This is a genomic window from Moorella humiferrea (assembly GCF_039233145.1).
GTDB lineage: Bacteria > Bacillota > DSM-521 > Neomoorellales > Neomoorellaceae > Neomoorella > Neomoorella humiferrea.
In genome coordinates, this window is the sequence record NZ_CP136419.1 from 183,501 (window position 1) to 210,377 (window position 26,877).

Consider the following 26,877-nt stretch of genomic DNA (forward strand, 5'->3'; position numbering starts at 1 on the left):
GTAAATGCGGGGAGGAAGAACATGAGCGGCTCGTTAAACGGAATAAAAGTCATCGATCTTACCCGGGTCCTGGCGGGTCCCTTTTGTACCATGATACTGGGAGATTTAGGGGCGGACGTAATTAAAATCGAAGCTCCGGAGGGGGATGAAGCCAGAAACTTCGGTCCCTTCGTCAAAGGGGAAAGCGCCTATTTCATGAGCATCAACCGCAACAAAAGGAGCATGGTTTTAAACCTTAAGGATCCCAGGGGAAGGGAGATCCTCAAGGAACTGGTCCGGCAGGCGGACGTGCTGGTAGAGAACTTTCGACCGGGGACGACGGCCAAGCTGGGTATTAGCTATGAAGAACTATACCCCCTTAACCCGCGTTTGATCTATGCTTCCTGCTCGGGGTTTGGCCAGACCGGGCCCTACCGGGGGCGGCCTGCCTATGATATCATCATCCAGGCAATGGGGGGAATCATGAGCATAACCGGCCAGCCCGGCGGCGAACCGACGAGGGTAGGGGCTTCAATAGGCGACATAACGGCGGCGCTGTTTACCGTAATAGGCATCCTGGCCGCCCTGGCCGAGCGGGAGCGGAGCGGGAAGGGACAGTATATAGACATCAGCATGCTGGACTGCCAGGTGGCGATACTGGAGAACGCCATAGCGCGCTACAGCGTGGCGGGCGAAGTGCCGAAGCCCATAGGCAACCGCCATCCCTCCATCACTCCCTTTACCACCCTGAGGACGCGGGACGGATATATAGTCATTGCCGTGGGCAACGACAACCTGTGGCGCAAATTCTGCGAGGCAGTTAAGCGACCGGACCTTATTGACGATCCGCGGTTTAAGACCAACCCTCTACGGACCCAGAATTGGGACGAGCTCTATCCCATCTTGTGCTCCATCTTCAGCGAATATACTTCAGAGGAAGCGCTGGCCGTCATGGAGGCGGCGGGGGTACCCTGCGGACCGCTGCAGGATGTCGGACAGCTCTTCCACGACCCCCAGATACGCCACCGGGAGATGGTGCTGCCGATAGAGCACCCTGTGGCCGGGTCCTTATGGATGGCGGGTACGCCGTTGAAACTCTCCCGGACACCGGGGAAAATAGCGCGGCCTGCTCCCACCCTGGGACAGGACACTTACGCAATACTCCGGGAGATGGGATACAGCGAATCCCAGCTTAAAGAGCTGGAAGCCGAAGGAGTGATAACGCCCAAGGCGAAGAAGGAATGAGGGCGAGTAAGGCATAAAAGGCCGGTACCGGGCGGGGCTGGTGGACCGCCCCGCCCGGGCTCCTAAAACAAACAGTTTACCTAAGGATTGGGGGGAGCGCCATGCAAGAGCTCTTGATGGGGATAAGGGGACTTACACCCCAGCAGGTCGTTATGTTTGTCATCGGCGGTATCTTGATCTACCTGGCCATAGCCAAAGACTACGAACCCCTGTTGCTTCTGCCCATGGGTTTTGGCGCTATTCTTACCAACATCCCCTTTTCTTCTGCCATAGGCGAAGAAGGGTTCCTGACTATTTTGCTGCATGCCGGCATAATTACAGAGCTTTTCCCCATCCTCATTTTCATAGCCGTAGGGGCCATGTGCGACTTCACTCCCCTTTTACGCAATCCCCTCGTGATGATCTTCGGGGCGGCGGCGCAGTTCGGCTTTTTTGCCACCATAGTAATAGCCACCCTGTTAGGGTTCGATCTTAAAGAGGCGGCCGCCATAGGTATCATAGGCGCGGCAGACGGCCCCACAACTATCTACGTGGCCACGAAGTTCGCCCAAGGGCTTTTGGGCCCCCTTTCCGTGGCCGCGTATTCCTACATGTCGTTGGTGCCCATCATCCAGCCGCCGGTGATTAAACTTTTGACCAGCAAGAAGGAACGGATGATCCGCATGCCCTATCGGGAAGGGCAGCCGGTTGCCAAAACCGTCCGGATACTCTTTCCCATTGTCGTCACCATTGTGGCGGGTATCATCGCTCCCATCAGCGTAGCCCTGATCGGCTCCCTCATGTTCGGCAACCTGCTGCGGGAGGCCGGAGTAGTGGAACGGCTGGCCAAAGCGGCCGAAAACGAGCTTGCCAATCTTGTAACCTTGCTATTGGGAATAACAATTGGGTCTACCATGGAGGCTAATGCTTTTTTAAACATGAAGACCCTCATGGTCATGGGCCTGGGGTTGCTGGCCTTCGTATTTGACACCGTCGGCGGCGTCCTGCTGGCCAAATTCCTCAACCTTTTCCTTAAAGAAAAGATCAATCCCGCCATAGGCGCCTGCGGCATATCCGCCTTTCCCATGTCTGCCCGGGTAATAGCCAAGCTGGTTTTGAAGGATGATCCCAACAATTTTGTCATCATGCACGCCATCGGCGCCAACACTTCCGGGCAGATCGGGTCGATTATAGCCGGCGGCCTTGTTTTGGCCCTCGTACCTGCATTGCTAAAATAGGGGGTGGGATGGAAATGACGAATGTTGGACTGGCTTTGAAGCTGATGGCCATGGCCCTGCCCGCCATGTTCGGAGTTATTCTCCTTTTTATGGCTATAATAATCGTCCTAACCCATCTTTTCCCCGCGGGGGAAGAAAGGGGGGAAGGAGAATAAAATAGGGCTTCCCATGAAGGATTCGGTCAGCTTTTGGCGAATATATCCCTTTTGTAACCTCAAGGGAAGAAGGGATATTTTTGTCGCGCTGGCACTACCAGCGAGTTCTCTGGGCTTTAATAATTATCGCCGCCCTGTCCGCCGGGGTGGTAATTACAAACCGGGTGCGTCTGGAAGAGGCCAACCGTACGGTTACCCTGGCCGTCGACTTCCAGCAGGTGCAAAAAATAGCCCGGTGGAGTGGTTTGACTACCGGGGAAGTTCTGCAACGCTTTAAGCAACGGGGAATAAACGCCGTCTTATTTAAAGAGCAGACCATTGATGATCTAAAGCAGCAGGTGTGGCTGCAGCCAGCGGATCAGGCGGTCGTGTCCCTGCCGGCTTCCGAACGGGGCAGAGTGCGCCCGGGATACACCTATCTTTTCACCGGGGATGCGTCCCTGGCCGCACGCCTGGCCTTACATCTGCAAAATAAGATTCCGGGAGGGGTGCAGGTCCTGGCGGGCGACGGCTTTACCGCTCTGGGCGTTCCCCTTTCTCCGGAGGAGCTAAAGGATGTCGGCCTCGGTTTTCCGGAAAAGGAAATGGCGGTGGCCCGGGATGCTGGCCTTTTAATCGTACCACAGGTTAGATCATGGTATGGCGTCAACGCCAACTCCCTGGCCGCCGTCTTAAAGTCCCTAGAGGCGTATCGGGACGACATCGTAGCCCTGCTTTTTAACGACAAAAGACTTCCCGGTTATCCCCTGTACCTGTCCGACCTGGCCGCCCTGGTGGAGGAACTCCAGGTACCCGTGGGGCTGATTGAGTTTTTTCCGCAACAAGGTCTAAACCAATTAGCCCTGCTTCTGGATAAAAAGGTCGTACGCGTCCATAGCATCGGCAGTGACGAAATAATGTCATTAACACCGGCGGCGGCCCTGGAACGCCTGGAGCTGGCGGCCAGGGAAAGGAACAACCGTCTTCTTATAGTCCGTTTTAATTTAGCACCCGCATCGAACGATTGGCTTAATGACAGCCTTGCCTTTGTAGGTAAATTTAGGACTGCCCTTATGAACGACGGCCTGGTCATCGGACATGCCGTACCCTTTGCTCCCCTGCCTTTTTCCCGCCTGTGGATATATTTAATCGGCCTCGGCGTCCTGGCGGCGGGAGTTCTCCTGCTGGCCGCCGTGGGCCTGTCCGGCGCGGGCGTGTTGTTGGGTTTGTTAGGTCTTGGCGCCTGGACGGGGGTTGTGGGTCTGAACATCCAGCTCCTCTTTATGCGCAAGGTTATGGCGTTGGGGGCGGCCGTCGTCTTTCCCGCCTTGGCGGTAATTACCGCCATGTCACCATCACCCCGCAGTTTAAAGGCGGCCCTGGCCGTCACCTTACGCACAACCCTTATTTCCTTTTTGGGCGCCCTGTATATAGCGGCAATCCTGGCCGATAATACTTTCATCTTAAAAATAAACGAGTTCAGCGGCGTTAAAGTGGCCTTCGTCGCTCCCTTATTGATTTTTACGGCGGCCGCAATTTTGCGGCAGGAAGGGGAAAAAGCCGGGGCCACCATTCGCGGCTGGCTGGACGCCAACCTCACAGTAAAGCTGGTGCTTTTGGCCGCGGTAGTGGCCGTGGGCGGCCTCCTTTACCTCAGCCGGAGCGGCAATGAAGGGGTGGGCCTTTTACCCCTGGAAGGACAGATGCGCTCTTTCCTTACAGATGTTTTATTTGCCCGGCCGCGAACAAAGGAATTTCTCCTCGGCTATCCCTTTTTGCTGTTAAGCCTTAGCCTCGGTTACCGGCATCGCTTTTTGCTTTTTTGGCTTTTAGGCCTGGTGGGACAGATTTCCCTTGTCAACACCTTCTCCCATATCCATATTCCCTTCCTCATTTCGTTATTGCGGACCTTCAACGGCCTGTGGCTGGGGTTGTTCCTGGGCTTGGTGCTGGTAACTGCGGTTAACTCGCTGCGGGCTTATTTAAGGAGGAAAGAGGCATGGCCAGGGTAGTTATCTCCGGCTATTACGGTTTTCAGAATGCCGGAGATGAGGCCGTACTGTACAGCATGGTAAAGGCCCTGCGTTCCTTTCTGCCGGGCCTGGAAATTAGCGTTTTATCCAATGCGCCGCGTCAAACGGCAACCAGTTTAAATGTTGAAGGGGTAAACCGGTGGCAGCCCATGGCGGTATTTAAAGCCTTGCGGCGGGCCGATCTGGTGATCAGCGGCGGCGGCAGCCTCTTTCAGAATGTAACAGGTTGGAAAAGCCTGTTTTATTATCTGGGCATTGTCCTTCTGGCCCGACTATTGCGCAAGCCGGTGGTCATCTATGCCCAGGGGCTGGGCCCCTTAAAGCAGACTTTCAGCCGCTGGCTGACGGGCAAGGTTTTAAACATGGTACAGTTAATAACCCTAAGGGACAGCGATTCAAGAAAGTTGTTGGAGGAACTAAATGTAAGGCGCCCCCAGGTTTATGTCACTGCCGATCCGGTTCTGGGCTTAGAACCTGGTGACCTCGATTTAAGTTCCGGCGAGAAAAAATGGCATGATTTAGGCTTGACCGGACCGGTAATTGGCATCTCCGTGCGCACCTGGCCGGGAACTGAAGGCTGCTGGCCGGTACTGGCCAGAGTGGCCGATAAGCTGGTAGACGAGGGCTGGCAGGTTGTTTTTATCCCCTTTCAGTTTCCAGGCGACGTCGAAGCCTGCCGTCAGGTAGCCAGGCTGATGCAAAACCGTTCTGTCGTTATAAAGGAGAATATGGATTTTAAAACTATAATGGGGCTGATCGGTCGGATGCAGTTTTTAATCGGCATGCGTCTGCATGCCTTAATCCTGGCGGCGGTTATGGGCATTCCTTTTTTAGCCCTGCCCTATGATCCGAAAGTAGCGGCCTTTGCCCGAACGGTGGAACAACCTTCAACGACAACCCTGGCCGGCATAACCTGCCAGGGATTAACGGCGGCGGTACAGGAAGCCCTGGCGCAGCGGGATGAGCATGCAGAACGTGTGAGGGCGGCGGCTGTCGAGCTGCGGCCCAGGGCCCTGGACAATGCCCGCCTGGTGGTGGAATATTTGAAGAAAATTGTTGCGGAGGATTGAAGGCCGGGAAGATGACAGCCAAAAACGACGTTAAAGTTGCCCGGCCTGCCGGAACCCCTGTGGCCCGTATGGCCCGGGCGGCCGGTATCGTCCTTATATTAAATTTATTGAGCCGTGTACTGGGTTTTGCCCGTGACGCAAGCATTGCTGCCTGTTTCGGCGCCGGACCGGCGACCGACGCCTACCTGGTGGCCTACACCATTCCCTATTTCCTCCAGACCATCCTGGGTATGGCCTTTGTTACCGTTTTAGTACCGGTGATTACGGCCTATCTGGTGCAGGGCGACCGCGGGGAGGCCTGGGATGTTGCCAGCGCCGCCGGCAACTGGACGTTTTTGCTAATGACACTGCTGGCCCTGGGGGGGATCCTCTCGGCTCCCTGGCTCGTCAAGATCTTGGCCCCGGGATTTAACGGGCCCGTTTATAACCTGACGGTGCAATTAACCCGGATCATGTTTCTCTCCCTGCCTTTTATGGGCACGGGCATGCTTGTCAGCGGGATTTTAAATGCCGGTTATATTTTTACGTCACCGGCCCTGGCCCCGGCGGTAAGCAATATCATTATCATCGCCACCGCTCTGCTGGCGGGGCGTGTTTTCGGCATCACCGGTCTGGCCGCAGGTACGGTGCTGAGTTTCGTCGCCTTCATGGTGATTCAGCTTCCCGATTTACCGCGTATAGGTTTTCGTTACAAGTTGCATCTGCTCTCCTGGCATCCTGCCATCCGTCAGGTGGGACGCCATCTTTTACCGGTTTCCCTGAGCCTGGCGGTGACGCAAGTTTATCTGGCTACCAATCGCTTTTTTGCCTCCCATTTGGTGGCCGGTAGCATAACTGCCCTTGATTTCGGCAATCGCCTGGTAACTTTGCCTCTGGGGATTTTTGTGGCTAGCGTCACCACGGCCATCTTCCCATCCCTGGCGGAACAGGCGGCCCGGCAGAACCGCCGGGAAATGGCCCATCTGATCGATCGGGGACTGGGTTTGGTAGTTATAACTATTATTCCGGCGGCCGCCGGTCTTATCTTTCTGCGGGAACCCCTGGTGCGCCTGCTCTTTGAGCGGGGCGCCTTTGAAACCCGGGCCTCGGCCATGACGGCTACGGCGGTTTTCTTTTATTCCCTCGGTCTCCTGGCCCAGGCCATGCATCCTATCCTCACGCGGGCCTTTTATGCCCTGCAGGAGGTAACCGTACCGGTGACGACGGGACTTCTGTCGGTAGCCTTAAACTTTCTTTTCAGCTGCCTGTTGGTGCCTTTTCTGGGCCACGGCGGTCTGGCCCTGGCCAATTCTCTGGCGGCTTCTATCTATGCTTTTATGCTCTATATTATCCTCTACCGCCGTTTACCCGAGCTTGGGGCAAGGCCTTTGCTGGGCAATTTGGCGCGCACCTGCCTGGCGGCCGCAGTCATGGGAATTTTAATCGGTACAGCCTCCGGGTGGCTGGGCCTTCAGTCCTCGACCCAATCTACCCTGGGTTTGCTGACGGGTACGGCGGCGTTGATAGCGGCCGGAGTACTTACCTTCTGGGTTATGGCCCTGCTCTTGCGGATAGAAGAAGTCGATTATGTTACCGCCATGCTCCGACGCCGCCTGCGCCGCCTCGGGTAGACAAGCAGGAATATGGGAATTAACGGCGAATATCACATAGTATTGGCTGGAATGAAGGGAATGTTTGTATGGATCTGGTTGCCATCCAGGAGATTTTACCCCACCGTTATCCCTTTTTACTGGTGGACCGCATTCTGGAGGTAGAGGCCGGCCGGAGGGCCGTGGGCCAGAAAAACGTCAGCGGCAACGAATGGTATTTTAGCGGTCATTTTCCCGGAAGGCCGGTAATGCCCGGGGTGTTGATTATAGAAGCCCTGGCCCAGGTCGGGGCGGTGGCCCTTTTGAGCGTGCCGGATTTTCGGGGACGGGTCGTCCTTTTTGGCGGTATGGACGGGGTTCGTTTCCGCCGCCAGGTCATCCCCGGAGACGTCCTGCGTTTGGAAACGGAGATTATCAAGCTTAAGGGGCGCGTAGGCAAGGGATACGGTCGCGCTTGGGTGGAAAATGAACTGGCGGCCGAAGGAGAACTGCTTTTTGCCGTAGGTGAAAAGTTGCCGGATTAAAGATACCTTTGAGAGGAGGAACCGGCGGTGCATGTTCTGGCCCTAATCTTAGCGGGGGCGGTTAGTTTTGGCCTTACGCCATTGCTCTGCCGACTAGCTCCGCGCCTGGGGGCCGTAGATAAACCCGACGCCCGTAAAATTCACCGCGGGCTTATGCCCCGTCTGGGGGGGGTGGCCATATACGCCGGGTTTGTGGCGGCCTTTTGTTTTCTCGGCTACCGGGAGAGCGAATATACCGGCCTTTTTTTAGGCGGCACCTTGATTATGCTGGTGGGGCTGGTTGATGACATTAAAAACATTAGCCCGCGGCTGAAATTATTGGGTCAGATCGCCGCGGCGGCCCTTCTGGTGGCCTTCGGCGTGAGGGTGGAGTTTCTCACCAACCCCTTTGACGGCCTCCTCATGCTGGGAAAACTGGCCGTCCCGGTTACTATTTTTTGGATAGTAGGCGTCACCAATGCTTTAAACCTGGTGGACGGCCTTGATGGTCTGGCTGCAGGCACTTCCTTTATTGCCGCCGTTACCATAGCCGTAGTGGCCTGGCTGAACGGGGAAGGGGAGGTCGCCCTTTTATCCCTGGCCCTGGCGGCCAGCGTCCTGGGCTTTCTGCCCTTCAACTTCCATCCGGCGCGCACCTTTATGGGCGATTGCGGTTCTATGTTTTTAGGCTTTAACCTGGCGTCCCTGGCCGTAATCGGCCTTACCAAGAGCGCTACGGTGATTTCCCTTTTTATTCCGGTGGTTATCCTGGGCCTTCCCATCCTCGATACCTTTTTGGCCATTGTGCGGCGCCTCTATAATCATCGACCTATCTTTGCGCCCGATAAAGGGCACCTGCATCACTGCCTATTGGCCCAGGGGTTGACCCAGCGCCAGGCCGTCGCTGTCATTTATTTGGTCAACGCTTGCCTCGGGGCCAGCGCCGTGCTCCTGACGCGGTTGACGACGGATCAGGGCGTCCTTATCCTGGTCGGTCTGGCGGTGTTGATCCTGTTGGGGTGCGACAGGCTGGGCGTCCTTGGCAAAAGGCGCGTTCCCCGGATCAAAACGCGACATAATTCTTTGCCCATGCTTTGACGTAGCTTTAGTAAGGTCGCGGGCTTTTAAGCCTGCGGCCTTTTTGTATTTATGGAGCTTAATAGGAGATAATACGAAAATGAAGTCTTGGGATGACGGGGGAATGGAAAATGAAGGAATTGTTTCTCGAAGGGCTTTTGATACTGGCTTTTATTTTGGCCGGAATCGGCCTCCTCTTTTACCTGCACAATCGGGAATTACTATAAAAAGGACCTGGGAGGGTAGTATCTTGGATTACATCGAGGTTTTTCTCCAGACTATCCTGGCCTTTGCCGCCATCCTTATTTACACCCGGATTCTGGGTAAGCAGCAGATAGGTCAGCTTACTTTTTTTGAGTACATTAACGGCATCACCTTCGGCAGCATCGCCGCCGTTTTGGCCACGGACATAAGCCCCAAAAGTACGGGTCTGCATTTTCTCGGCCTCACCCTCTTTGCCTTCTTGACGTGGGCGGCCGGCTATATTGCCCTGGTCAGTCGCCCGGCCCGTAAGCTGATTTCCGGCGAGCCCACGGTAGTGGTGCATAACGGTAAAATCCTGGAAGGAAATATGAAAAAAATGCGGTATAATTTTGATGAGCTGGCCATGCAGCTGCGGCAGAAAAATGTCTTTGATATCGCCGATGTCGAGTACGCCATCCTGGAACCCGACGGCGACCTCAGCGTTTTATTGAAGTCCCAGAAACGCCCCCTGACGCCTGCCGACCTCCAGCTGCCTACCCAGTATGAGGGGATACCGACAGAACTGGTTATGGATGGCGAGGTCCTTTTCCAAAACCTTAAACAAAACAACCTGGATGAAAAGTGGCTCATCCAGCAGCTTCAGTCCCAGGGGGTCCAGGACCTCAGCCAGGTGGATTACGCCGTATTAAGGAGCGACGGCTCCCTGTATATTAATTTAAAGCAGGACAATCTCGTTAATCCGGTGGACATTACGGATGCTCCGGAAAATCCCATAAAAAAGACAAATAACAATTAGTCAATTTATATTTGGAGGTGGTTAGAATGGCTATAAAATTTGGCACCGACGGGTGGCGGGCCGTTATAGCGGAGGAGTTTACCTTCGCCAACGTCCGCCTGGTCACCCAGGCCGTTGCCAACTATTTACGCAACGCCAGGGGAACAGGGGAAGTCATAATCGGTTATGATAATCGCTTCCTTGCCCCGGAGTTTGCGGCCGCAGTGGCGGAAGTGCTGGCGGGTAACGGTTTCACCGTATACCTGCCGGAGAGGGCGGTGCCGACGCCGGTGACGGCCTGGGCCGTGAAAAAATACAGGGCGCTGGGCGCCGTGATGCTTACGGCCAGCCACAATCCTCCCGTTTACGCAGGGTTCAAATTCATACCCGATTACGCCGGACCGGCCGTGCCGGCGATTACCGCGGCCATTGAAAATGAAATCGCCGCGGTGACTGGTAAGGAGAAAATCGATTCCATAGAGCTGGGCAAGGCGCGGCAAAGGGGCCTCATAAAGGAACTTGATCCCAGGGAAGACTATTTGACCTACCTGGAGGGGATTATTGATGTCGACGCTATAAAAAAGGCGCGGCTTAAGGTGGTAGTCGATCCCCTTTATGGTGCGGGCATCGATTACCTGGATGAGTTTCTGCAACGGGCAGGCTGCCAGGTACATACCATTCATAACCACCGCGACCCTTTGTTCGGCGGAGGCCTGCCCGACCCCGGCGTCAACGGTTTAAAAGATTTAGCGTGGCAGGTACGAGATACGGGTGCCGAAGTGGGGCTGGCCCTGGATGGCGATGCCGACCGCTTCGGGGTCGTCGATGGAGACGGCACCTTCCTCACGGCCAATGAAGTGCTTTACCTGGTCCTGGCCCACCTTCTTGAATACCGGCGTTTTCGGGGTCCTGTCGCGCGGACGGTAGCCACCACCCACAACCTTGACCGCCTTGCTGCCGCCCATGATTTAAGGGTTATCGAAACGCCGGTAGGCTTTAAATACATCGGCGAGGCTTTGCGGATGCACCAGTGCATCCTGGGCGGCGAAGAAAGCGGTGGGTTAAGTATCAGGGGCCATATTCCGGAAAAAGACGGGATCCTGGCCACGGCCCTCGTTGCCGAGCTTCTGGCAGTCACCGGGCGCGGCTTAAAAAACATTCTTTTGGATTTACAAAGACGCTACGACCGCCTGGTGAGCCGCAGGTTGGACCTGGAGGTGACTCCCGAAGTTAAAGACAGGATTTTAAATCAACTTCCTTCCTTAAGCCCCGCTAAGATCGGCGGCGTACCGGTCACCGGGCGCCTTACCGTGGACGGCGTCAAATTTCTCCTGGAGGACGGCAGCTGGGTCTTGCTGCGGCCGTCGGGCACCGAGCCGCTACTGCGGCTGTATGTAGAGGCGCCCGATGAAGGGCGCCTCCAACTCCTCCAGGAAGACATGCGGTCTATCCTCAGGCTTTAAAATACCTGTTGTACTCTTCGGCCGAAAGTTCCCGGTAACAGTTGGGACACAGGGCCCCTTTACCGGGAACTTCAACGGCGTTTTCCAGGCCCAGGCGCTCCATGAAGCTTAATGAGGCGCCGCAACGCAGACAGGCATCACTGGCGTCCGGCATAACCTTCACCTCCTTTTTCACCTCAAGGAAGGCCCGCCGCATAGGATATAGGGGGTGAGCAGCATGGGCTACCAGGCGCCGGTGTTCCTGTTTTTTATCGTGATTGTCTTATATATTTTTTACAGGCACTTCTGGCGGCGGCAGTTTATCCATGCAGACCATTCTTTACCGGTCCTCTACCTTAACGGCCGGGAGGAATTTTTAGAAGGCCTCCTGCGGCGGTATATTAGGTGGTGTTACTGGCACGGATACCCCGGGAGAATGGCCGTAATCGGCGACTGTGAAACCCGGGCATCCCTTGATATCTTGCGCCGTTTTTTTTATCCCTATCCTCCACCGTTTCTGTATTCTTCCGGGGAAAATTTTCATGAAGAGGGAATTTTTCTGGTAGATATCAGAAAAGAAAGGGACTTAAATTCCGCTTGGGCGGCGCTCTGCCAAAACTATTTTAAAATATAAATCACCGGGAGGAAAAAACAATTTTGATGGCGAAATAGACTGCCAGAGTCCAGCTTAAGGAGAGCGGATACATGGTGGAACGGCGCAGCCGGGAGGGTTGGTTGGCAGGTTTAATCTTGACGGTCGGAGGTATTTTGCTAACCTTGGCCGGCATCCAGGGCCCGGCTGTCTGGGCGGGTTTAATTTGGAGCGTTTTAAATGGTGCGGTGCTGGCGGTTGAAGCCTTCCGGAAAAAGAGGGAGTGGCAGTATCTCTTATTAATCCTGAATTTAATCATAGCCGGCAGCTGGGTGGCGCTGGGAGAGGTTATCGAAATTACTGCTTTGCCCTTTTTTTTCTTTATGCCCCTTTGGGTTCCACTTTATCTGGGCCGGAGGAAGGCCGTCGTTTTGGGCTTGATAATGGCCTTCGGTCTGATGGTCCTCTGGGATTTGCAGGGAGGTTTGGCCTTTAACCTTCATAAGGTATATCTTGGGTGCGGTTGGCTGCTCTTAGGAGTTTTCTTTTACCTGGCCTGGAACAAGGTAGCGGGGGAAGCGGCCAGGGTTCCCTCCCTTATGGCCGAAATAGAGCGCTGGCGACGGGAATACGATTTAACCCGGTCCATTTTGGCGACGGTGGAACAATTAGCCTTAACGGATGATTTGACAGGCCTTTTCAATTTTCGTTATTTTGAGCAAAGCCTGGAACGGCTGCTCAATTCGTACCACGCCCTGAACCACCTGGCGTTGGTGATGCTGGATGTCGATCATTTTAAGGAGATTAACGATCAATGCGGCCATCTGGTGGGCAATCGGGTGTTGAAGGAACTGGCGACCATTTTAAAGGAACACACCCGGGAGCAGGACATAGTGACCCGGTTCGGCGGGGAGGAATTTGCCATAATTTTGCCGGGTACGGGCTATCAGGGTGCCATGCAGGTAGCGGAAAGGATTCGCCGGGCCGTGGCCGGGTACCATTTTAATGAAGGCGGGAAAACCGTACGACTGACGGTAAGTGCGGGTATTGTCGTCTGGCCGGAAGATGGAACTAATAAAGAAGAGTTGGTAGCCCGGGCCGACTTTGCCCTTTACCGCGCCAAAATCATGGGGCGCAACAGCGTCTGTCCCTATCGCCAGGTCAAGGAAGAAACCGGGGGAGGGTAAAGGATTGTTGTTGAGCTACGCGCCCAGGTTTTGTTGGCGGGGGTTCGTTTATCTGGTATGGGGCGACCGGGGTCTTAAGGTGGGGCTCAGCCATAAACCCGGGCTGGATCATGCTTTTTGGCTGCGAAAGGGTTATCGTCATTTTGCGCTGTTGACGCCGCCTTTACCCTTGGGTACGGCCTTTTTTTTACAAGAATATCTTCGACGCCACCTTTCCGGTAGTGCCGGGCCTTCTTTTACCGTCGTCAGGAATCTGTTAAACAAGGCCCGGGCAAGGCTTGGCCTGCCGCCCGGGCCTTTTACCGTTACCCCCTTTCCCGAGGCCCTGCCGGCCCCGCCCCCGCTGGAGCTGGCCCTGGTGCGGAAAATACTGTCGGGGCGAATCCTCTGGCTGGAGGAAATTGAGGAAGCCTTGGCCGAAAGTAAGATGGGGGTCACGACGCCCCTTGAAGATATCCTGCACTGGCTCTATCTGGCCGGACAGGCGGAAGTAATCCCGGGGGTCGGTTACGGAGATGACGGCGAACCGCGCTGCCGGCGCTGCGGTCAAACGACCCGTCTGTTGACGGTGGCGTGCGCCGCCTGCGGCAGCAGCGACTGCCTCATATGCGAAAAATGCCTCACCATGGGGCAGTCCCGCCGCTGTCGACCCCTTTACGCCCGCCCTGCGGAGGAACGGCGGCTGGAGGTAAAGGCTCTCCGGCAGGTAGAGCCCCGACTGAAGTATGAACTAAGCCCCGCCCAAAGGGATGCCTACCAGGAAGCGGCGGAATTCGTCTTAAAGGGGCGGGACAAAGAATGCCTTCTGTGGGCCGCCTGCGGCGCCGGCAAGACGGAGGTGGCATGCGGTCCCATTGCCGCTGCCCTGGGCCTCGGGAAAACGGTTCTTTACGCCTGTCCCCGGCGAGAGGTCGTCCGGGAGCTGCAGGTAAGGCTCAGATCTTTTTGGCCGGAGCTGGAGGTTTTGGCCCTTTATGGCGGCAGCACCGGCAAATACGGCCGCGCCGATATTACCCTGGCGACGACCCACCAGGCCCTGCGTTTTTACCGCCGCTTCGATCTCGTCATCCTTGATGAAGTCGACGCCTTTCCCCTTTCTGAGGACCCCATGCTTTACTATGCCGTGGAACGGGCCCGCCGGGAAGACGGGCAGATCCTCTTTATGACGGCCACGCCGCCCCCCGCCCTGGTGGCCCGGGCAAAGGGCCGCCGAATAAAGGTTATATACCTGCCGGCGAGGCACCACGGTCGCCCCCTGCCGGAGCCGGAAGTTTTACGGGACCCGTTTTTAGCACCCCCTGGCGCCGGGCCCCTTCCGCGGTTACTGATTGCCTGTCTGGAACAGACCATGGCCGAAAGGGCACGGCTGCTTATATTTGTTCCCGCCGTCAGGCTGGTAGACGAAGTTGTTACCTGGCTTTTGCGGGAACGTTCGGGAGAGGAGACCTGCCGGGTCTGGGTGAGGGGCGTTACCGCCTCCCACCCCCAGCGCGATGAAGTAATAGACGCCTTCCGCCGCGGAGATTTTCCGGTGCTGGTGGCAACGACCGTTATGGAACGGGGCATCACCATTCCCCGTCTAAACGTCCTGGTCCTTTATGCCGATGAAGAAAGGGTTTTTACAGAGAACGCCCTGATCCAGATGGCCGGACGGGCCGGGCGGGCGGCCTCCTATCCCAAGGGCAGGGTTTGGTTTTTGGCCAGGCGCGTCAGCCCGGCCATGGCCGCGGCCCGATACCGGATTCGTGAATTTAATAGTATGGCCCGGCGGCGGGGGTATCTGGTGGAGGGGAAAGAATGAAGTGGCTGTTCCCTCGGCCCAGTACCTGCGTTTGGTGCGGGCGTCCGGCCCCGGGACACGACTTTTGCAGCGCCTGCCGACAGCAGCTTAAAGGTTGGCAAGAATTTTACCGTCCATGCCTTTACTGCGGCCGTCTTCTGCCCAAGGAAGGGGAGAAGATATGCGGCCATTGCCGGCAGAAGCCACCCCCTTTTACCATGGCCCGGGCGGCAGGCCCCTACCAGGGGCTACTTAAAGAGATGATTTGGGCCTTTAAATATCAGGGTCGCCTCTCCCTGGCCGCCCCCCTGGGACGTCTGCTGGCTCAGGTCGTTGTCGCGGAAATGGGGAGCTGGCGCCCCGAACTGGTTGTACCCGTTCCCCTCACGCCGGGAAGGCTAAAGGCCCGTTCCTTTAATCAAGCTGAACTCCTAGGCCGCTCCCTGGCCGCGGAACTGGGACTGGCGTTTGATGGAAGTATAATTTCCAGGACAAAGGAGACGGCCCCCCAGATCAACCTTTCGCGGGAGAAACGCTGGCAAAACCTGGCCGGGGCCTTTCAAATAACGGTACCGGAGAAAACTAAAGGACGACGTCTTCTTTTGGTGGACGATGTCCTGACCACCGGCGCAACCGCCTGCGCCTGTACCGGGGTCCTTATGAAAGGCGGGACTACGGGTGTGGCGGTAGTTACCCTGGCCACCGGCATCGAAAAATCTTTTTATTTTTCTACATAAATCTCACAAATGATGGACCCCTCGACAAAATTTTGGGCCGTCCACATCTAAATCCACATTTATAGGGCAGGAATCTCAACTTATTAACAGGCTTATCCACTTTATCCACAGCTAACGGACGGGAATTGGGGGCTTACAAAATGGCCTTGCAAATACCAAAAAATGGCAATCATTGTTAACATCCATTGGTCATTTGACAGGCAACAATAACCATGATATGATGGACTTGCTTGAGGATCCTCCCGACCTCAAGGGAGAAAACTTTAGGAGGAATTTTTACAGCATGTTCGGTAAAGTAAAATGGTTCAGTCCGGAAAAAGGCTACGGGTTTATTGAAAAAGAAGACGGAAGCGACGTTTTCGTGCATTTTTCCGCCATCCAGGGTGAGGGTTTTAAAACCCTGGTCGAAGGCCAAGCGGTGGAGTTCGATATTGTGGAAGGCCCCCGTGGTCCCCAGGCGGCCAATGTGATTAAACTGTAAGCCTACAATTAGGCCTCGGCTTGTGCCGGGGCCTTGCTGGTCTTTAAAATTAAAATATACCGGCCGGAAAGGGGTGCTTTGCTTAAGGATGGAAATTGTCATCCGCGGTAAAAACCTCCAGGTAACCGACGCCCTAAAACAGTACATTACCAAGAGGCTGAGCAAGATTGAACGTTACCTTGAAGGAGTGGAGGAAATCCAGGTCAATCTGGCGGTGAATCGGGATTCCCATGTGGTGGAGGTGACCATTCCCCTCAATGGTTATCTATTGCGGGGCGAAGAGGCCACCGGGGACATGTACGGTTCCGTAGACCTGGTGGTTGAGAAGCTGGAAAGGCAGATAGAAAAATATAAAACAAAGTTGGCTAAAAAGCTGAAGAACGGCACCATCAAAGAGCCGCCCGTCGAAACCCGGGAAGAAGAAAACGAACCGAAACTAATCAGGACCAAACGTTTTCCTATTAAACCCATGGCCGTGGAAGAAGCCATCCTGCAGATGAACTTATTAGGCCACAACTTTTTCGTCTTTTCCAATGCCGAAACGGAGGAAGTCAACGTCCTTTACCGCCGCCGGGACGGCAACTACGGTTTGATTGAACCGGAATATTGAGGTAATAATATAAAAGAATCGGCGATTTTGGGAGATAATGGATGAACTAAGTCCATTTCTCCCTTTTTTGTTTATTCTCTCCCGGTAGAACGGAAGGGAATCGCAAGCTGCCCGCGAATTATTTAACTGCGTAAATTACAGCGTAAACAAGAGAGAGATAGGTGAGGAATTTGTCGGAAGAAAATAAAATACCGGAGGCTGCTGCTTTTGAAAGGGTGATTTGCCAGATAAAGGACGTTTTGGGAACGCGCTTGATAACGGGCCCGGATGGAAACATCAGCGAAATACATATAATGGCGACGGGGGAACGCAGCCCTAAGCAGATTGTCCGCGACGTCGAATCGGCCCTGCTTGTACAAATGGGAGTTGCCGTGGACCGTAAAAAAATAAGCGTAGTGCAGGTGGACGAAGGGGGGCTTCCCGCGGCGACGGCGGAAAAAAGGGTCCCCTATCGGGCGACGGGCGCACCTTTAAGGCTCGTGAGTATAAACTTTTTCACCCGCGGCCTTGAAGCCGAGGCAACGGTGGAACTGGAAGCAGTCTTCGGCGGGAACATCTATCAGGGATATGCCTGCGGTCCCAATATACCGGCGCGGCATCTCCGGCTGGTGGCCGAAGCCACCGTCAATGCTATAGAAAAATCGGGATACGGCATGTGGCGTCTGGCCCTGGAGGATCTGGTGGTGGTGGAAGTGGCCCGGCGGCGGGCCGTGGTATCCCTGCTTGTGCTGTTGGATCAGGCGGGCTGTGAGTATCTGGTAGGTGCGGCCCTCGTCAAAGGGGATGAACGCAGGGCTGCCGCCGAAACGATTTTGCAGGCCTTTAAATGCAGTAAAAGACATTAATTGCCCGCCGCCATGATTCATGTTACAATAATAGCGACTGAGGTTTATCCTTTATGGAAAGGAACCGTCACGGTTCCTTTTATATTGAGGTGACATCAATAATGCTGGGAATATTGCGTAATCTTCTTGACGATAATGCCCGGGAAATAAAAAAGTTAAGCCGCCAGGTGGAGGCCATCAACGCCCTTGAGCCGGAAGTGCAGGCCCTGACGGACGCGGAGCTTCAGGCTAAAACGGCCGAGTTCCGCCGCCGCCTGGACAACGGCGCCAGCCTGGATGAGCTCCTGCCGGAGGCCTTCGCCGTGGTCCGGGAAGCTTCCCGGCGGGTACTGGGCCAGCGCCATTTCGACGTCCAACTCATGGGCGGCATCGTATTGCACCAGGGGCGTATCGCCGAAATGAAAACAGGTGAAGGCAAGACCCTGGTAGCAACCTTGCCGGCCTACCTCAACGCCCTTACGGGACGGGGGGTCCACATTGTCACCGTCAACGACTACCTGGCCCGCCGGGACAGCGAATGGATGGGCCGCATTTACCGTTTTTTGGGTTTGAAGGTGGGCCTGATCGTTCACGGCCTGGACGCCGCTGCCAGGCGGGAAGCCTATGCCGCCGATATAACCTACGGCACCAACAATGAGTTCGGCTTCGATTACCTGCGGGATAATATGGCCCTCCACCCGGAGGAGATGGTCCAGCGGGAGCTGAATTACGCCATTATCGACGAAGTCGACAGCATTTTAATTGACGAGGCCCGTACGCCCCTGATTATTTCCGGTATGGCGGAAAAGCCTACGGAGATGTACTACACCGTGGCCAGAATTATACCCCGCCTAAGGCCGGGTATAGATTATACCGTTGATGAAAAGGCCAAAGTGGCCACCCTGACGGAAGCCGGTGTGGCTCGGGTGGAAGAGATGCTGGGGATAGAAAACCTATACGACGACGCCAACATCGAGCTGTCCCACCACGTCAACCAGGCCCTCAAAGCCCACACCCTGATGAAGAGGGACCGGGACTACGTGGTCAAGGACGGCCAGGTGATCATCGTCGACGAATTTACCGGCCGTCTGATGTTCGGGCGGCGCTACAGCGAGGGCCTACATCAGGCCATCGAAGCCAAAGAGGGCGTCAAAATTGAACGGGAATCCCAGACCTTAGCGACCATTACCTTCCAGAACTACTTCCGGATGTACCGCAAACTGGCCGGCATGACCGGTACGGCGGCGACGGAGGAGGAAGAATTCCGCAAGATTTACAACCTGGATGTGGTGGTCATCCCCACCAATAAGCCCATGATTCGCAAAGATTACCCCGACGTCATTTACCGTACGGAAAAGGGTAAATTCGAGGCGGTGGTAAACGAGATCTGCGAGCGACACGCCAAGGGACAGCCTGTGCTGGTAGGAACAATTTCCATAGAAAAGTCGGAACGCCTGAGCGAAATGCTGAAAAAAAGGGGCATACCCCACCAGGTTTTAAACGCCAAGTATCATGAAAAGGAAGCCGAGATTATAGCCCAGGCCGGCCGGCTGGGTGCCGTGACCATTGCCACCAATATGGCCGGCCGCGGCACCGACATCATCCTGGGCGGCAATCCGGAAGCCCTGGCCAAAGAAAGGATGCGGAAGGCCGGTTACAGCCCGGAATTGATTGCCGCCGCAACCGGTTTTAAAGGCCAGGAGGAAGAAGACCCCGAGGTAGAAGCCGCACGCCGAGCCTACCAGGAATTCCTGGCGGAAGCTAAGAAGGAGACGGAAGCCGAGAGGGAAAAGGTCGTCGCCCTGGGAGGACTGCACATAATAGGAACTGAACGCCATGAAAGCCGGCGCATTGACAATCAGCTCCGCGGCCGCGCCGGCCGGCAGGGCGATCCCGGTTCCAGCCGCTTTTACGTTTCACTGGAAGACGATTTGATGCGCCTCTTCGGCTCTGATAGTTTGACCGGCATCCTCGACCGTTTGGGGATGGACGACACCACACCTATCGATCACCCCCTGGTATCCCGCTCTTTGGAGCAGGCCCAGAAAAAGGTGGAAGCCCACAACTTCGACATCCGCAAGCACGTTCTGGAGTATGACGACGTCATCAACAAACAGCGGGAGATTATCTACCGCCAGCGGCGTGAGGTTTTGACCGGCGCGGACCTGCGCCCGACCATTGAAGATATGATTACCACCGTCGTCGACCGGACGGTGGACCGCTTTGCCGGCGAGAGCAAGTATCCCGAAGAGTGGGATCTGGCCGGCATGGTGGACTACGCCGAACAGCTCTTTTTACCCAACTGCGACCGCGAGGCTTTAATCCAGGCCATCCGGGAAATGGATAGGGAAGAAGTTTACGGCTTTTTAAGGGAAGAAGCCCTCAAGGCCTACCGGCGGCGGGAGGAGGAGCTGGGGGCGGAAAACCTACGGACAATAGAACGCCTGGTCCTTTTAAGGGTGGTGGACATCAAGTGGATGGACCACCTGGATGCCATGGATCAGCTGCGCCACGGCATTGGCCTGCGGGCTTATGGGCAGCAGGATCCCCTGGTGGCCTACAAGTTTGAAGCCTACCAGATGTTCAACGACATGATCGCCGCCATCCAGGAAGACGTGGTACGCTATCTCTACCGAGTGAAAATGGTCCAGCCGGAAGCCGAACGGCCGCGCCATGTGGTGGAAAACCGTTATGCCGAAGATGCGCGGCCGCGGCAGCCGGTACGCCGAGAGCAAAAGATCGGCCGCAACGACCCCTGCCCCTGCGGCAGCGGCAAAAAATATAAGAAGTGCTGCGGGGCGGGGAAGTAAGGGGAAACCTTTTATAGTGGCTAATGCCTACGCTAGAAACAATGAAAATTAGGGCTGGCTTTAGTTTGGAGCGAGCGACTTGGCCCGAGTGGCAAAGCGGCCTTGGCGAAGCCGGAGAGCGAGGGCGGGGCCGAGGACAGGATGTCCGAGGCCGGCCTTTGAGGCAAGGATGCCGAATAGGCCGGGAACCCCGCCCAAGCCGAAGGCTGAGCCTTAGGCCGCTCCACAAGGGCCACGGAGCGAGCGAAAATAAAGCTAGCCCGCAAAGAAGTTGTTTTTGGGGAGTGATTTTACTATGCTACAGGACTATAAAGGCCGCCTGGAGGATTTAGCCCGGCGGCTGGAAGAATTGAGGGTCTCCCTTTGACCTGGAAGCGGCAGAGGAAGAAATAGAGCGCCTGGAAAAGGAAATGCTTCAACCCGACTTCTGGGAAGACCGCGCCCGGGCCGAAACCGTGGGTAAACGCCTCAACTACCTGAAAGAGAAACTGGCCCGGTACCAGGAACTGGAGAGGAAGTACACCGACGTCCGTGAACTCTGGCAGCTGGCTCTGGCTGAAGAAGATACTTCGCTAGAGGAAGAGATCGCCGGGGAACTGGCGGCCGTAGAAGGCCGGGTAGAAAAAGAGCTCCTTGCCACCCTGTTAAACGGCCGCTATGACGGCAACAATGCCATCCTCTCCCTGCATCCCGGCGCCGGCGGCACGGAGTCCCAGGACTGGGCCGCCATGCTCCTCAGGATGTACACCCGCTGGGCCGAAGATCACGGCTACCAGGTGGAAATCCTGGATTATCTGGAAGGGGAGGAGGCGGGAATTAAAAGCGCCACCCTCCTCATAAAAGGTGAGAATGCCTACGGCTACCTCCAGGCCGAAAAGGGTATCCACCGCCTGGTGCGCATTTCCCCCTTCGACGCTGCCGGCCGGCGGCATACCTCCTTCGCCTCCGTTGACGTCATTCCCGAGGTCGCGGCTGACGAAGAAGTGGTCATCAATCCCGACGATTTAAAGATCGATACCTTCCGCTCCCAGGGGGCAGGTGGCCAGCACGTCAACAAGACGGATTCGGCGGTGCGCATTACCCATTTGCCCACGGGCATAGTGGTTACCTGTCAGAATGAGCGCTCCCAGCACGCCAACCGTCTTGCGGCCATGAAGATCCTCCAGGCCAAGCTGGCGGCCCTGAAACGCCAGGAACAGGAAGAGGAGCTGGCCCGGATCCGGGGCGAGCAGCGGGAGATAGCCTGGGGCAACCAGATACGATCTTACGTTTTCCATCCGTACAGCCTGGTCAAGGATCACCGTACCGAGGTGGAAACGGGCAACATCCAGGCCGTCATGGACGGCCAGATCGATCCCTTCATCCACGCCTATTTACACTGGCAGCGGCGCCAGAAAAGGTAAAGCCCGGTATTATGCCGGGCTTTTACCTTGACATCATGCCGGACGTTGTGTACGATAAAAATGGGTAATTTGGGTCTTTTGGGTATATTATTTGGGTTTAAGGGCACTACTAAAAGTAAAATCAGGAAAGGAGAGGTCAAGGATGGTTGCCGTGCGAGCCAATTTGGATCTGGCCAAAAAATACGTGGCCGAAAAATTGCTGCGGGAAGCCTTCGAGTATATGGAAAAAAATCCCGAAGAAAATTTTCCGCGCCTGCTGCAGGTAGCCCGGATGCTGGCTCGAAAAGAGGTACATAAGCAGCAAATCGCCAAAGTTCTGGAAGCCTACCGGCAAAATCCCAGCATCCATGCCTATGTAAACCGCCTTTTCAACGTCCACCCCAACGTCAAACAAAGGCTGATTTACAACTGGTTCGTCAACGCCATGCTTTTGGGTATCCCCCGCCAGCAGCAGGTAGAAAAGGAAACCGGTATTCATATTCCTAACTTTTTCCTTTTAGACCCCACCAGCGACTGCAACCTGCGCTGTCACGGCTGCTGGGCCGGGGAGTATGCCCATCACGACAGCCTGGAGTTGGACCTGGTCGACCGCCTCTGTCGGGAAGCGAAGGAAGTGGGGATTTACTGGATGGCCATGTCGGGGGGTGAACCCTTCCGCTGGCCCCATCTTTTTGAACTGGCCGAGCGCCATCCGGATATGGCCTTTATGCTTTACACAAACGGCACTTTAATAGATGAAGCCGTGGCCGACCGCCTGGTAGAAGTGGGTAACATTACCCCGGCCATCAGCCTGGAAGGTTGGCGGGAGCGCACCGACGCCCGTAGAGGAAAGGGTGTCTTTGACCGGGTGATGAAGGCCATGGAGATCTTACGGGATCGGGGATTGGTCTTCGGCGTTTCCCTCACTATTACCCGGGAAAACGTCGAAGAAGTGACCAGCGACGCCTTTATTGATTTCCTGATGGAGAAAGGGGTCGTTTACGGTTGGAGTTTCCATTACGTTCCCGTCGGCCGCGAACCCAAGCCTGAATTGATGATTACCCCGGAGCAGCGGGCCTATCTGGTGGAGCGCGTGGCTTACATCCGCAACCATAAAGGCCTGCAGCTGGCCGACTTCTGGAACGACGGCGAGCTTACCTTGGGCTGCATCGCCGGCGGCCGCCGTTACTTCCATATAACCGCCAGCGGAGATGTTGAGCCCTGCGCCTTTATCCATTTTTCCCTGGACAACATTAAAAATAAAAGTTTAATGGAAGTCCTCAAGTCGCCCCTATTCCGTGCCTATCAGGAACGCCAGCCCTTCAGCGATAATCTGTTGCGCCCCTGCCCCCTGATTGACGTACCCGGGGCTCTAAGGGAAATTATCGCTTCCACCGGGGCCCGGCCGACCCACCCCGGGGCGGAAACGGTCCTCGGCGGCACGATAGGCGCCTACCTGGACGCCAACTCCGCCCGCTGGGCCGTAGTGGCCGATAGGATATGGCAGGAACGCCATCCGGTGGCAGAGAAAAAGGAATTGACAGCCGGGAAATAAAGGGATATGCTGGGGGTAGCAAGCTGTGGGAGAGGGACGCCGATGCTTACCAGACGCCGGACCCAGTTCCTGGAGAGAATAAAAGAGATATACCAGGAAACCGGGGAACCAGTCCATTATATAACCGTGGCCGAGGCCCTGGGGGTCAGTAAGTGGACGGCCTATGACATCCTCCAGGAGCTAGAGAAAGACGGTTTCCTGGAAAGAAAATATATAGTCAACAGCAACGAAAAAACGCCCGGACGTTCCATGATCATGTTCGTACCCACTCCGTTGGCTGCGGGAGAGGGGAACTTTGCCGTTGACTGGCAGGAAGCCCGCGCCAGGTTGTTGGAAACTGTGGGCAACCTTTTGCCCAGGGAAGCGGGACGGGTGGCCCGGGAACTCCTGGAAGAAATACCGGGCAAAGCCCATCCCGTGATTACCTGCGCCTATACCCTGACGGTCCTGCTGGTGTATTTGAAGTCCCTGGGAGAAAAAGCCCTGCATCTGGTCCGCGGCGCCCTGAAAAACGCGCGGCGGCCGGAGGCCGGCCTGCTTTTGGCTACAGGCACGGGCCTGGGCCTGGCGGCCAACATGGGGCCCCAGGGGAGCCTGGCCGGACAGCTGGCCGCCTATTTGAGCCGCCTTCAGGAGCAGATAGAGGCTTTAAACGGCGGCGAGCATAAATTACTCCTTGAATTTCTCCACGAAGCCCTGGAACGGGCAATTAAAAAGGTGGAAAGCCCGGTGCTGTGACGCCCGGGCTTTTTAAAATAATTGGAGGACGACCATGTCCCTGCGACGGCGCTATATCCACCTTAATCGTTATCGCCAGATCGTCAATGTCCTGGCCCGTTACGGTTTTGGCTATCTCCTCGATCAGATGGGGCTGGGGGAACTAATCTTAAAGCGGCAGCGACAGCAGTCTGCTTTATCGGCGGGGGAACGCCTGCGCCTGGCCCTGGCCGAACTCGGCCCTACTTTTATCAAACTGGGACAGCTCCTCAGCACCCGTACCGACCTTTTACCTCCCGACATCGTCACCGAGCTGGCCCGGCTGCAGGATCGCGTCCCTCCTTTTTCCTTTGCTGAAGTGAAAGATACGGTGGAAAAAGAACTGGGCCGGCCGCTGGAAGAGGTTTTTCTTCAATTTTGCGCCGAGCCCATGGCGGCTGCGTCCATCGGCCAGGTACACCGGGCCGCCCTGCCTGGTGATAAGCAGGTCGTCGTTAAGGTTCAACGGCCGGGTATTGCCGAACGGGTGCGCATAGATCTGGAAATTCTTTTCGATCTGGCACGACTGGCCCGGCACCACACTGTTTACGGCCGCATCTATGATTTTCCCCGCATGGTCGAAGAATTTGCCCGCTCCATGGAGGCAGAGCTCGATTATACCGTCGAAGGCCGCAATACCGACCGCCTGCGGGAGAACATGGCCGGCAACGCTCAGGTCTATATCCCCAAAGTCTACTGGGATTATACCACCGTCAGGGTTTTGACGCAGGAATATGTCGAGGCGGTAAAATTAAACGACCTGGAGGAAATCGACCGGCAGGGTTATAACCGCCGGCGGATAGCCGTAAATTTAGCCCGGGCCGTTTACCAGCAAATATTTATAGACGGTTTTTTCCACGGCGATCCCCATCCCGGCAACCTGGCGGTACTGCCGGGAGACGTGATTGTTTTTATGGACTTCGGGTTGATGGGTATCTTAAGCGAAGAACGCCGGGAACAGTTCATCGACCTTCTGCTGGGCATCGTCCGCCGGCGCAGTCAGGACGTGCTGCGGACAATTACGGCCATGGGCATGGTCCCCGAGGGGGTAGATAAAGGGGCCTTGAGGCACGACCTCGACGTCCTGCGCGATCGTTACTATCACGTTCCTTTGAGCCAGATCCATCTCGGACGGGCCCTGGAGGAACTGATGCACCTCGCTTTTAAATATCACCTACGCCTGCCCCCGGAGCTGACCGTGCTGGCCAAAACCCTTATCACCCTGGAAGGGTTGGCGCGAAAACTGGATCCCGACCTGGAGCTGGCCGAACTGGCCGAGCCTTACGGTCGTGAGCTCCTGCGTCGGCGTTTCAGCGCCAGCGCCCTACGTCAAGCCCTGACTGACAACCTGTCCCTTACATGGGATATGTTAAAGCACCTTCCCCGCCGCCTCGAGGACATTGTGGATCGGCTGGAAGGCGGGGGGTTGACCGTAAAAGTCGAACACCAAAACTTGCGCGCCCTGGTTAACCATTTAGATCGTATTGTCAACAAACTTACCGTCAGCATAGTCCTTCTGGCCTTCAGCATTATCATGGCCAGTTTGATCATTAGCGCGGCCCTGGGAGCGCCGAGCAACAGCATCTTTTTCCGCCTGCCCACCCTAGAAATCGGTTTTGGAGCCGCGGGCCTCATGCTTATATGGCTGCTGGCGGCCATCTGGCGGGGCGGCCGCGATTGAATAATGACGCCGCCAAAGGCGAACAATGGTGGTAAAAGCGGGGGATGAGCCATGCCGTACAGGATAACCGATGCCTGCATTGCCTGCGGCGACTGTACCGTTGTTTGCCCGTGCCGGGCCATTGTGGAGGAAGACAGGCGCTTTGGACGTAAGGGCGGTTTCCGGGAAGGAAAGGACGACGCCGCCGCCGGAAACACTTCACCGGGAAGTCCGGCCGCCTTTTTTCGGATAACTGATGCCTGCGACGGCTGCGGCTGTTGCCGGGAGGTCTGCCCTGCAGGGGCTATTGTTTGGCAGGATTAAAGCATCGCGGGGGAGGAAAATGGCTTTTTCTGGCGAAATGTAATAGCGTTCCAGGGAGGCAGGAAGGGTGAAGCACAGAGAATGGTTAGACTACCTGGGAATTACAGCCGGCACTTTGATTACCGCCCTGGGACTGGTTCTTTTCCTGGTTCCCAATAAGATCGCCGCCGGCGGCGTCAGCGGCTTGGCCACGGTACTCCATTATGTCTTCGGTTGGCCGGTGGGCTTAACCATGCTGGTCCTCAATATCCCCCTTTTTTTAGCCGGGCTTAAAGTTTTAGGATGGCAATTCGGCCTTAAAACCATATATGGGACCATCATACTTTCTTTTTTTACCGATACTTTGGCCCTGTGGCTCCACGCGCCCACCGCCGACGCCCTCTTGGCCTCTATATACGGGGGGCTCATGAGCGGTGTAGGGCTAGGGGTGGTTTTTCGCTACGGCGGCAGCACCGGTGGTACCGACCTTGCCGCCCTCCTGTTTAACCATTTTTTACATATCAGTTCGGGAGTGGGTTTGCTTTTAGTTGACGCCCTGGTGATCGGTCTGGCCGGGCTCACCTTTAACGTAGAACTGGCCCTCTACGCCTTGCTGGCACTTATTTTAACCAGCCGGGCCATTGACGCCGTCCAGGAGGGCGGCGGCTACGCCAAGGCGGCGCTCATTATTTCCGATCATGCCGCAACCATTGCCCGGCAAATAATGGAGAAGCTGGACCGCGGTGTGACGGGCCTTTCCGGCCGCGGCCTTTATACAGGCAGGAACAGGGAAATACTGCTGGTGGTGGTGCAGCGCTCTGAGGTCACCCGCCTGAAAAACCTGGTGGCGGACATCGACCCCAAGGCTTTTGTCATCGTCAGCAACGTCCATGAGGTTCTTGGCGAAGGCTTTCGTCAGTGGCGCGAATGAC

25 protein-coding genes are annotated in these 26,877 nt (G+C 55.9%); 24 read left to right on the forward strand and 1 reads right to left on the reverse strand.

Features of this window, described 5'->3' with window-relative positions:
• The first annotated feature begins 21 nt into the window (after positions 1–21).
• From MHFGQ_RS01035 to MHFGQ_RS01080, 10 genes are all read left to right on the forward strand, one after another.
• Complete coding sequence (locus MHFGQ_RS01035; protein ID WP_106005253.1) at positions 22–1,224, forward strand: CaiB/BaiF CoA transferase family protein; 1,203 nt, start codon at positions 22–24, stop codon at positions 1,222–1,224.
• A 101-nt stretch (positions 1,225–1,325) separates the two neighbouring features.
• Complete coding sequence (locus tag MHFGQ_RS01040; RefSeq protein ID WP_106005252.1) at positions 1,326–2,441, forward strand: sodium ion-translocating decarboxylase subunit beta; 1,116 nt, start codon at positions 1,326–1,328, stop codon at positions 2,439–2,441.
• A gap of 14 nt (positions 2,442–2,455) precedes the next feature.
• Complete coding sequence (locus MHFGQ_RS01045) at positions 2,456–2,596, forward strand: hypothetical protein (protein ID WP_170066248.1); 141 nt, start codon at positions 2,456–2,458, stop codon at positions 2,594–2,596.
• A gap of 80 nt (positions 2,597–2,676) precedes the next feature.
• On the forward strand, positions 2,677–4,587 hold the full coding sequence (locus MHFGQ_RS01050) for a DUF5693 family protein (protein ID WP_106005251.1): 1,911 nt from the start codon (positions 2,677–2,679) through the stop codon (positions 4,585–4,587).
• On the forward strand, positions 4,575–5,678 hold the full coding sequence (gene csaB, locus MHFGQ_RS01055) for a polysaccharide pyruvyl transferase CsaB (RefSeq protein ID WP_106005250.1): 1,104 nt from the start codon (positions 4,575–4,577) through the stop codon (positions 5,676–5,678). Before MHFGQ_RS01050 ends, csaB begins: the two co-directional genes overlap by 13 nt.
• 11 nt (positions 5,679–5,689) lie before the next feature.
• A complete protein-coding gene (gene murJ, locus MHFGQ_RS01060) occupies positions 5,690–7,288 on the forward strand; it encodes a murein biosynthesis integral membrane protein MurJ (protein WP_106005277.1) in 1,599 nt (532 codons plus the stop codon).
• A gap of 68 nt (positions 7,289–7,356) precedes the next feature.
• On the forward strand, positions 7,357–7,791 hold the full coding sequence (gene fabZ, locus MHFGQ_RS01065; RefSeq protein ID WP_106005249.1) for a 3-hydroxyacyl-ACP dehydratase FabZ: 435 nt from the start codon (positions 7,357–7,359) through the stop codon (positions 7,789–7,791).
• A 27-nt stretch (positions 7,792–7,818) separates the two neighbouring features.
• Positions 7,819–8,868 (forward strand): glycosyltransferase family 4 protein, encoded by a 1,050-nt coding sequence (locus MHFGQ_RS01070; protein WP_106005248.1) that lies wholly within the window; start codon positions 7,819–7,821, stop codon positions 8,866–8,868.
• 229 nt (positions 8,869–9,097) lie between these two features.
• Positions 9,098–9,847 (forward strand): DUF421 domain-containing protein, encoded by a 750-nt coding sequence (locus tag MHFGQ_RS01075; protein ID WP_106005247.1) that lies wholly within the window; start codon positions 9,098–9,100, stop codon positions 9,845–9,847.
• A gap of 26 nt (positions 9,848–9,873) precedes the next feature.
• Positions 9,874–11,289, forward strand: a complete 1,416-nt coding sequence (locus MHFGQ_RS01080; RefSeq protein WP_106005246.1) for a phosphoglucomutase/phosphomannomutase family protein — start codon at positions 9,874–9,876, stop codon at positions 11,287–11,289.
• Here MHFGQ_RS01080 and MHFGQ_RS01085 read toward each other — a convergent pair.
• Positions 11,279–11,443, reverse strand: coding sequence for a hypothetical protein (locus MHFGQ_RS01085; RefSeq protein ID WP_170066247.1), 165 nt, complete (start codon positions 11,441–11,443; stop codon positions 11,279–11,281). The two genes, MHFGQ_RS01080 and MHFGQ_RS01085, sit on opposite strands and share 11 nt — an antisense overlap.
• A 63-nt stretch (positions 11,444–11,506) precedes the next feature.
• On the opposite strand from MHFGQ_RS01085, the gene MHFGQ_RS01090 reads away from it, so the two are divergent.
• The 14 genes from MHFGQ_RS01090 (at position 11,507) to MHFGQ_RS01155 (ending at position 26,876) form a co-directional block, all read left to right on the forward strand.
• On the forward strand, positions 11,507–11,902 hold the full coding sequence (locus tag MHFGQ_RS01090) for a hypothetical protein (RefSeq protein ID WP_106005245.1): 396 nt from the start codon (positions 11,507–11,509) through the stop codon (positions 11,900–11,902).
• A 71-nt stretch (positions 11,903–11,973) separates the two neighbouring features.
• Positions 11,974–13,047, forward strand: a complete 1,074-nt coding sequence (locus MHFGQ_RS01095) for a GGDEF domain-containing protein (RefSeq protein ID WP_106005244.1) — start codon at positions 11,974–11,976, stop codon at positions 13,045–13,047.
• Positions 13,048–13,051: 4 nt separating this feature from the next.
• Entirely contained in the window at positions 13,052–14,848 is a 1,797-nt protein-coding gene (locus MHFGQ_RS01100; protein WP_170066246.1) for a helicase-related protein, read from the forward strand.
• Positions 14,845–15,564 (forward strand): ComF family protein, encoded by a 720-nt coding sequence (locus MHFGQ_RS01105; RefSeq protein ID WP_170066245.1) that lies wholly within the window; start codon positions 14,845–14,847, stop codon positions 15,562–15,564. Before MHFGQ_RS01100 ends, MHFGQ_RS01105 begins: the two co-directional genes overlap by 4 nt.
• A gap of 283 nt (positions 15,565–15,847) precedes the next feature.
• The gene (locus MHFGQ_RS01110) at positions 15,848–16,045 is read left to right on the forward strand and encodes a cold-shock protein (RefSeq protein WP_106005243.1); all 198 of its coding nucleotides are present in this window, start codon (positions 15,848–15,850) and stop codon (positions 16,043–16,045) included.
• A gap of 88 nt (positions 16,046–16,133) precedes the next feature.
• Positions 16,134–16,655: a ribosome hibernation-promoting factor, HPF/YfiA family gene (gene hpf / locus MHFGQ_RS01115; RefSeq protein ID WP_106005242.1), complete on the forward strand. Its 522-nt coding sequence runs from the start codon at positions 16,134–16,136 to the stop codon at positions 16,653–16,655.
• A 161-nt stretch (positions 16,656–16,816) separates the two neighbouring features.
• Positions 16,817–17,500 carry a hypothetical protein gene (locus MHFGQ_RS01120; RefSeq protein WP_170066244.1) on the forward strand — a complete coding sequence of 228 codons (684 nt, stop codon included), beginning with the start codon at positions 16,817–16,819 and terminating at the stop codon, positions 17,498–17,500.
• A gap of 101 nt (positions 17,501–17,601) precedes the next feature.
• On the forward strand, positions 17,602–20,289 hold the full coding sequence (gene secA, locus MHFGQ_RS01125) for a preprotein translocase subunit SecA (RefSeq protein WP_170066243.1): 2,688 nt from the start codon (positions 17,602–17,604) through the stop codon (positions 20,287–20,289).
• A 295-nt stretch (positions 20,290–20,584) separates the two neighbouring features.
• Positions 20,585–21,692 (forward strand): peptide chain release factor 2 gene (gene prfB, locus MHFGQ_RS01130; RefSeq protein ID WP_211292883.1). Its coding sequence is split into 2 segments (ribosomal slippage): positions 20,585–20,653 and positions 20,655–21,692, totalling 1,107 coding nucleotides; the frame shifts between segments, so codons are not numbered across the junction.
• Between the two features lie 142 nt (positions 21,693–21,834).
• A complete protein-coding gene (locus MHFGQ_RS01135; protein ID WP_106005239.1) occupies positions 21,835–23,226 on the forward strand; it encodes a radical SAM protein in 1,392 nt (463 codons plus the stop codon).
• A gap of 42 nt (positions 23,227–23,268) precedes the next feature.
• Entirely contained in the window at positions 23,269–23,964 is a 696-nt protein-coding gene (locus MHFGQ_RS01140) for a LexA family protein (protein WP_106005238.1), read from the forward strand.
• Positions 23,965–23,998: 34 nt separating this feature from the next.
• A complete protein-coding gene (locus MHFGQ_RS01145; protein ID WP_106005237.1) occupies positions 23,999–25,663 on the forward strand; it encodes an ABC1 kinase family protein in 1,665 nt (554 codons plus the stop codon).
• A gap of 51 nt (positions 25,664–25,714) precedes the next feature.
• Positions 25,715–25,966, forward strand: a complete 252-nt coding sequence (locus MHFGQ_RS01150) for a 4Fe-4S binding protein (protein WP_106005236.1) — start codon at positions 25,715–25,717, stop codon at positions 25,964–25,966.
• Positions 25,967–26,033: 67 nt separating this feature from the next.
• Positions 26,034–26,876: a YitT family protein gene (locus MHFGQ_RS01155; protein WP_106005235.1), complete on the forward strand. Its 843-nt coding sequence runs from the start codon at positions 26,034–26,036 to the stop codon at positions 26,874–26,876.
• Position 26,877 lies beyond the last annotated feature (1 nt).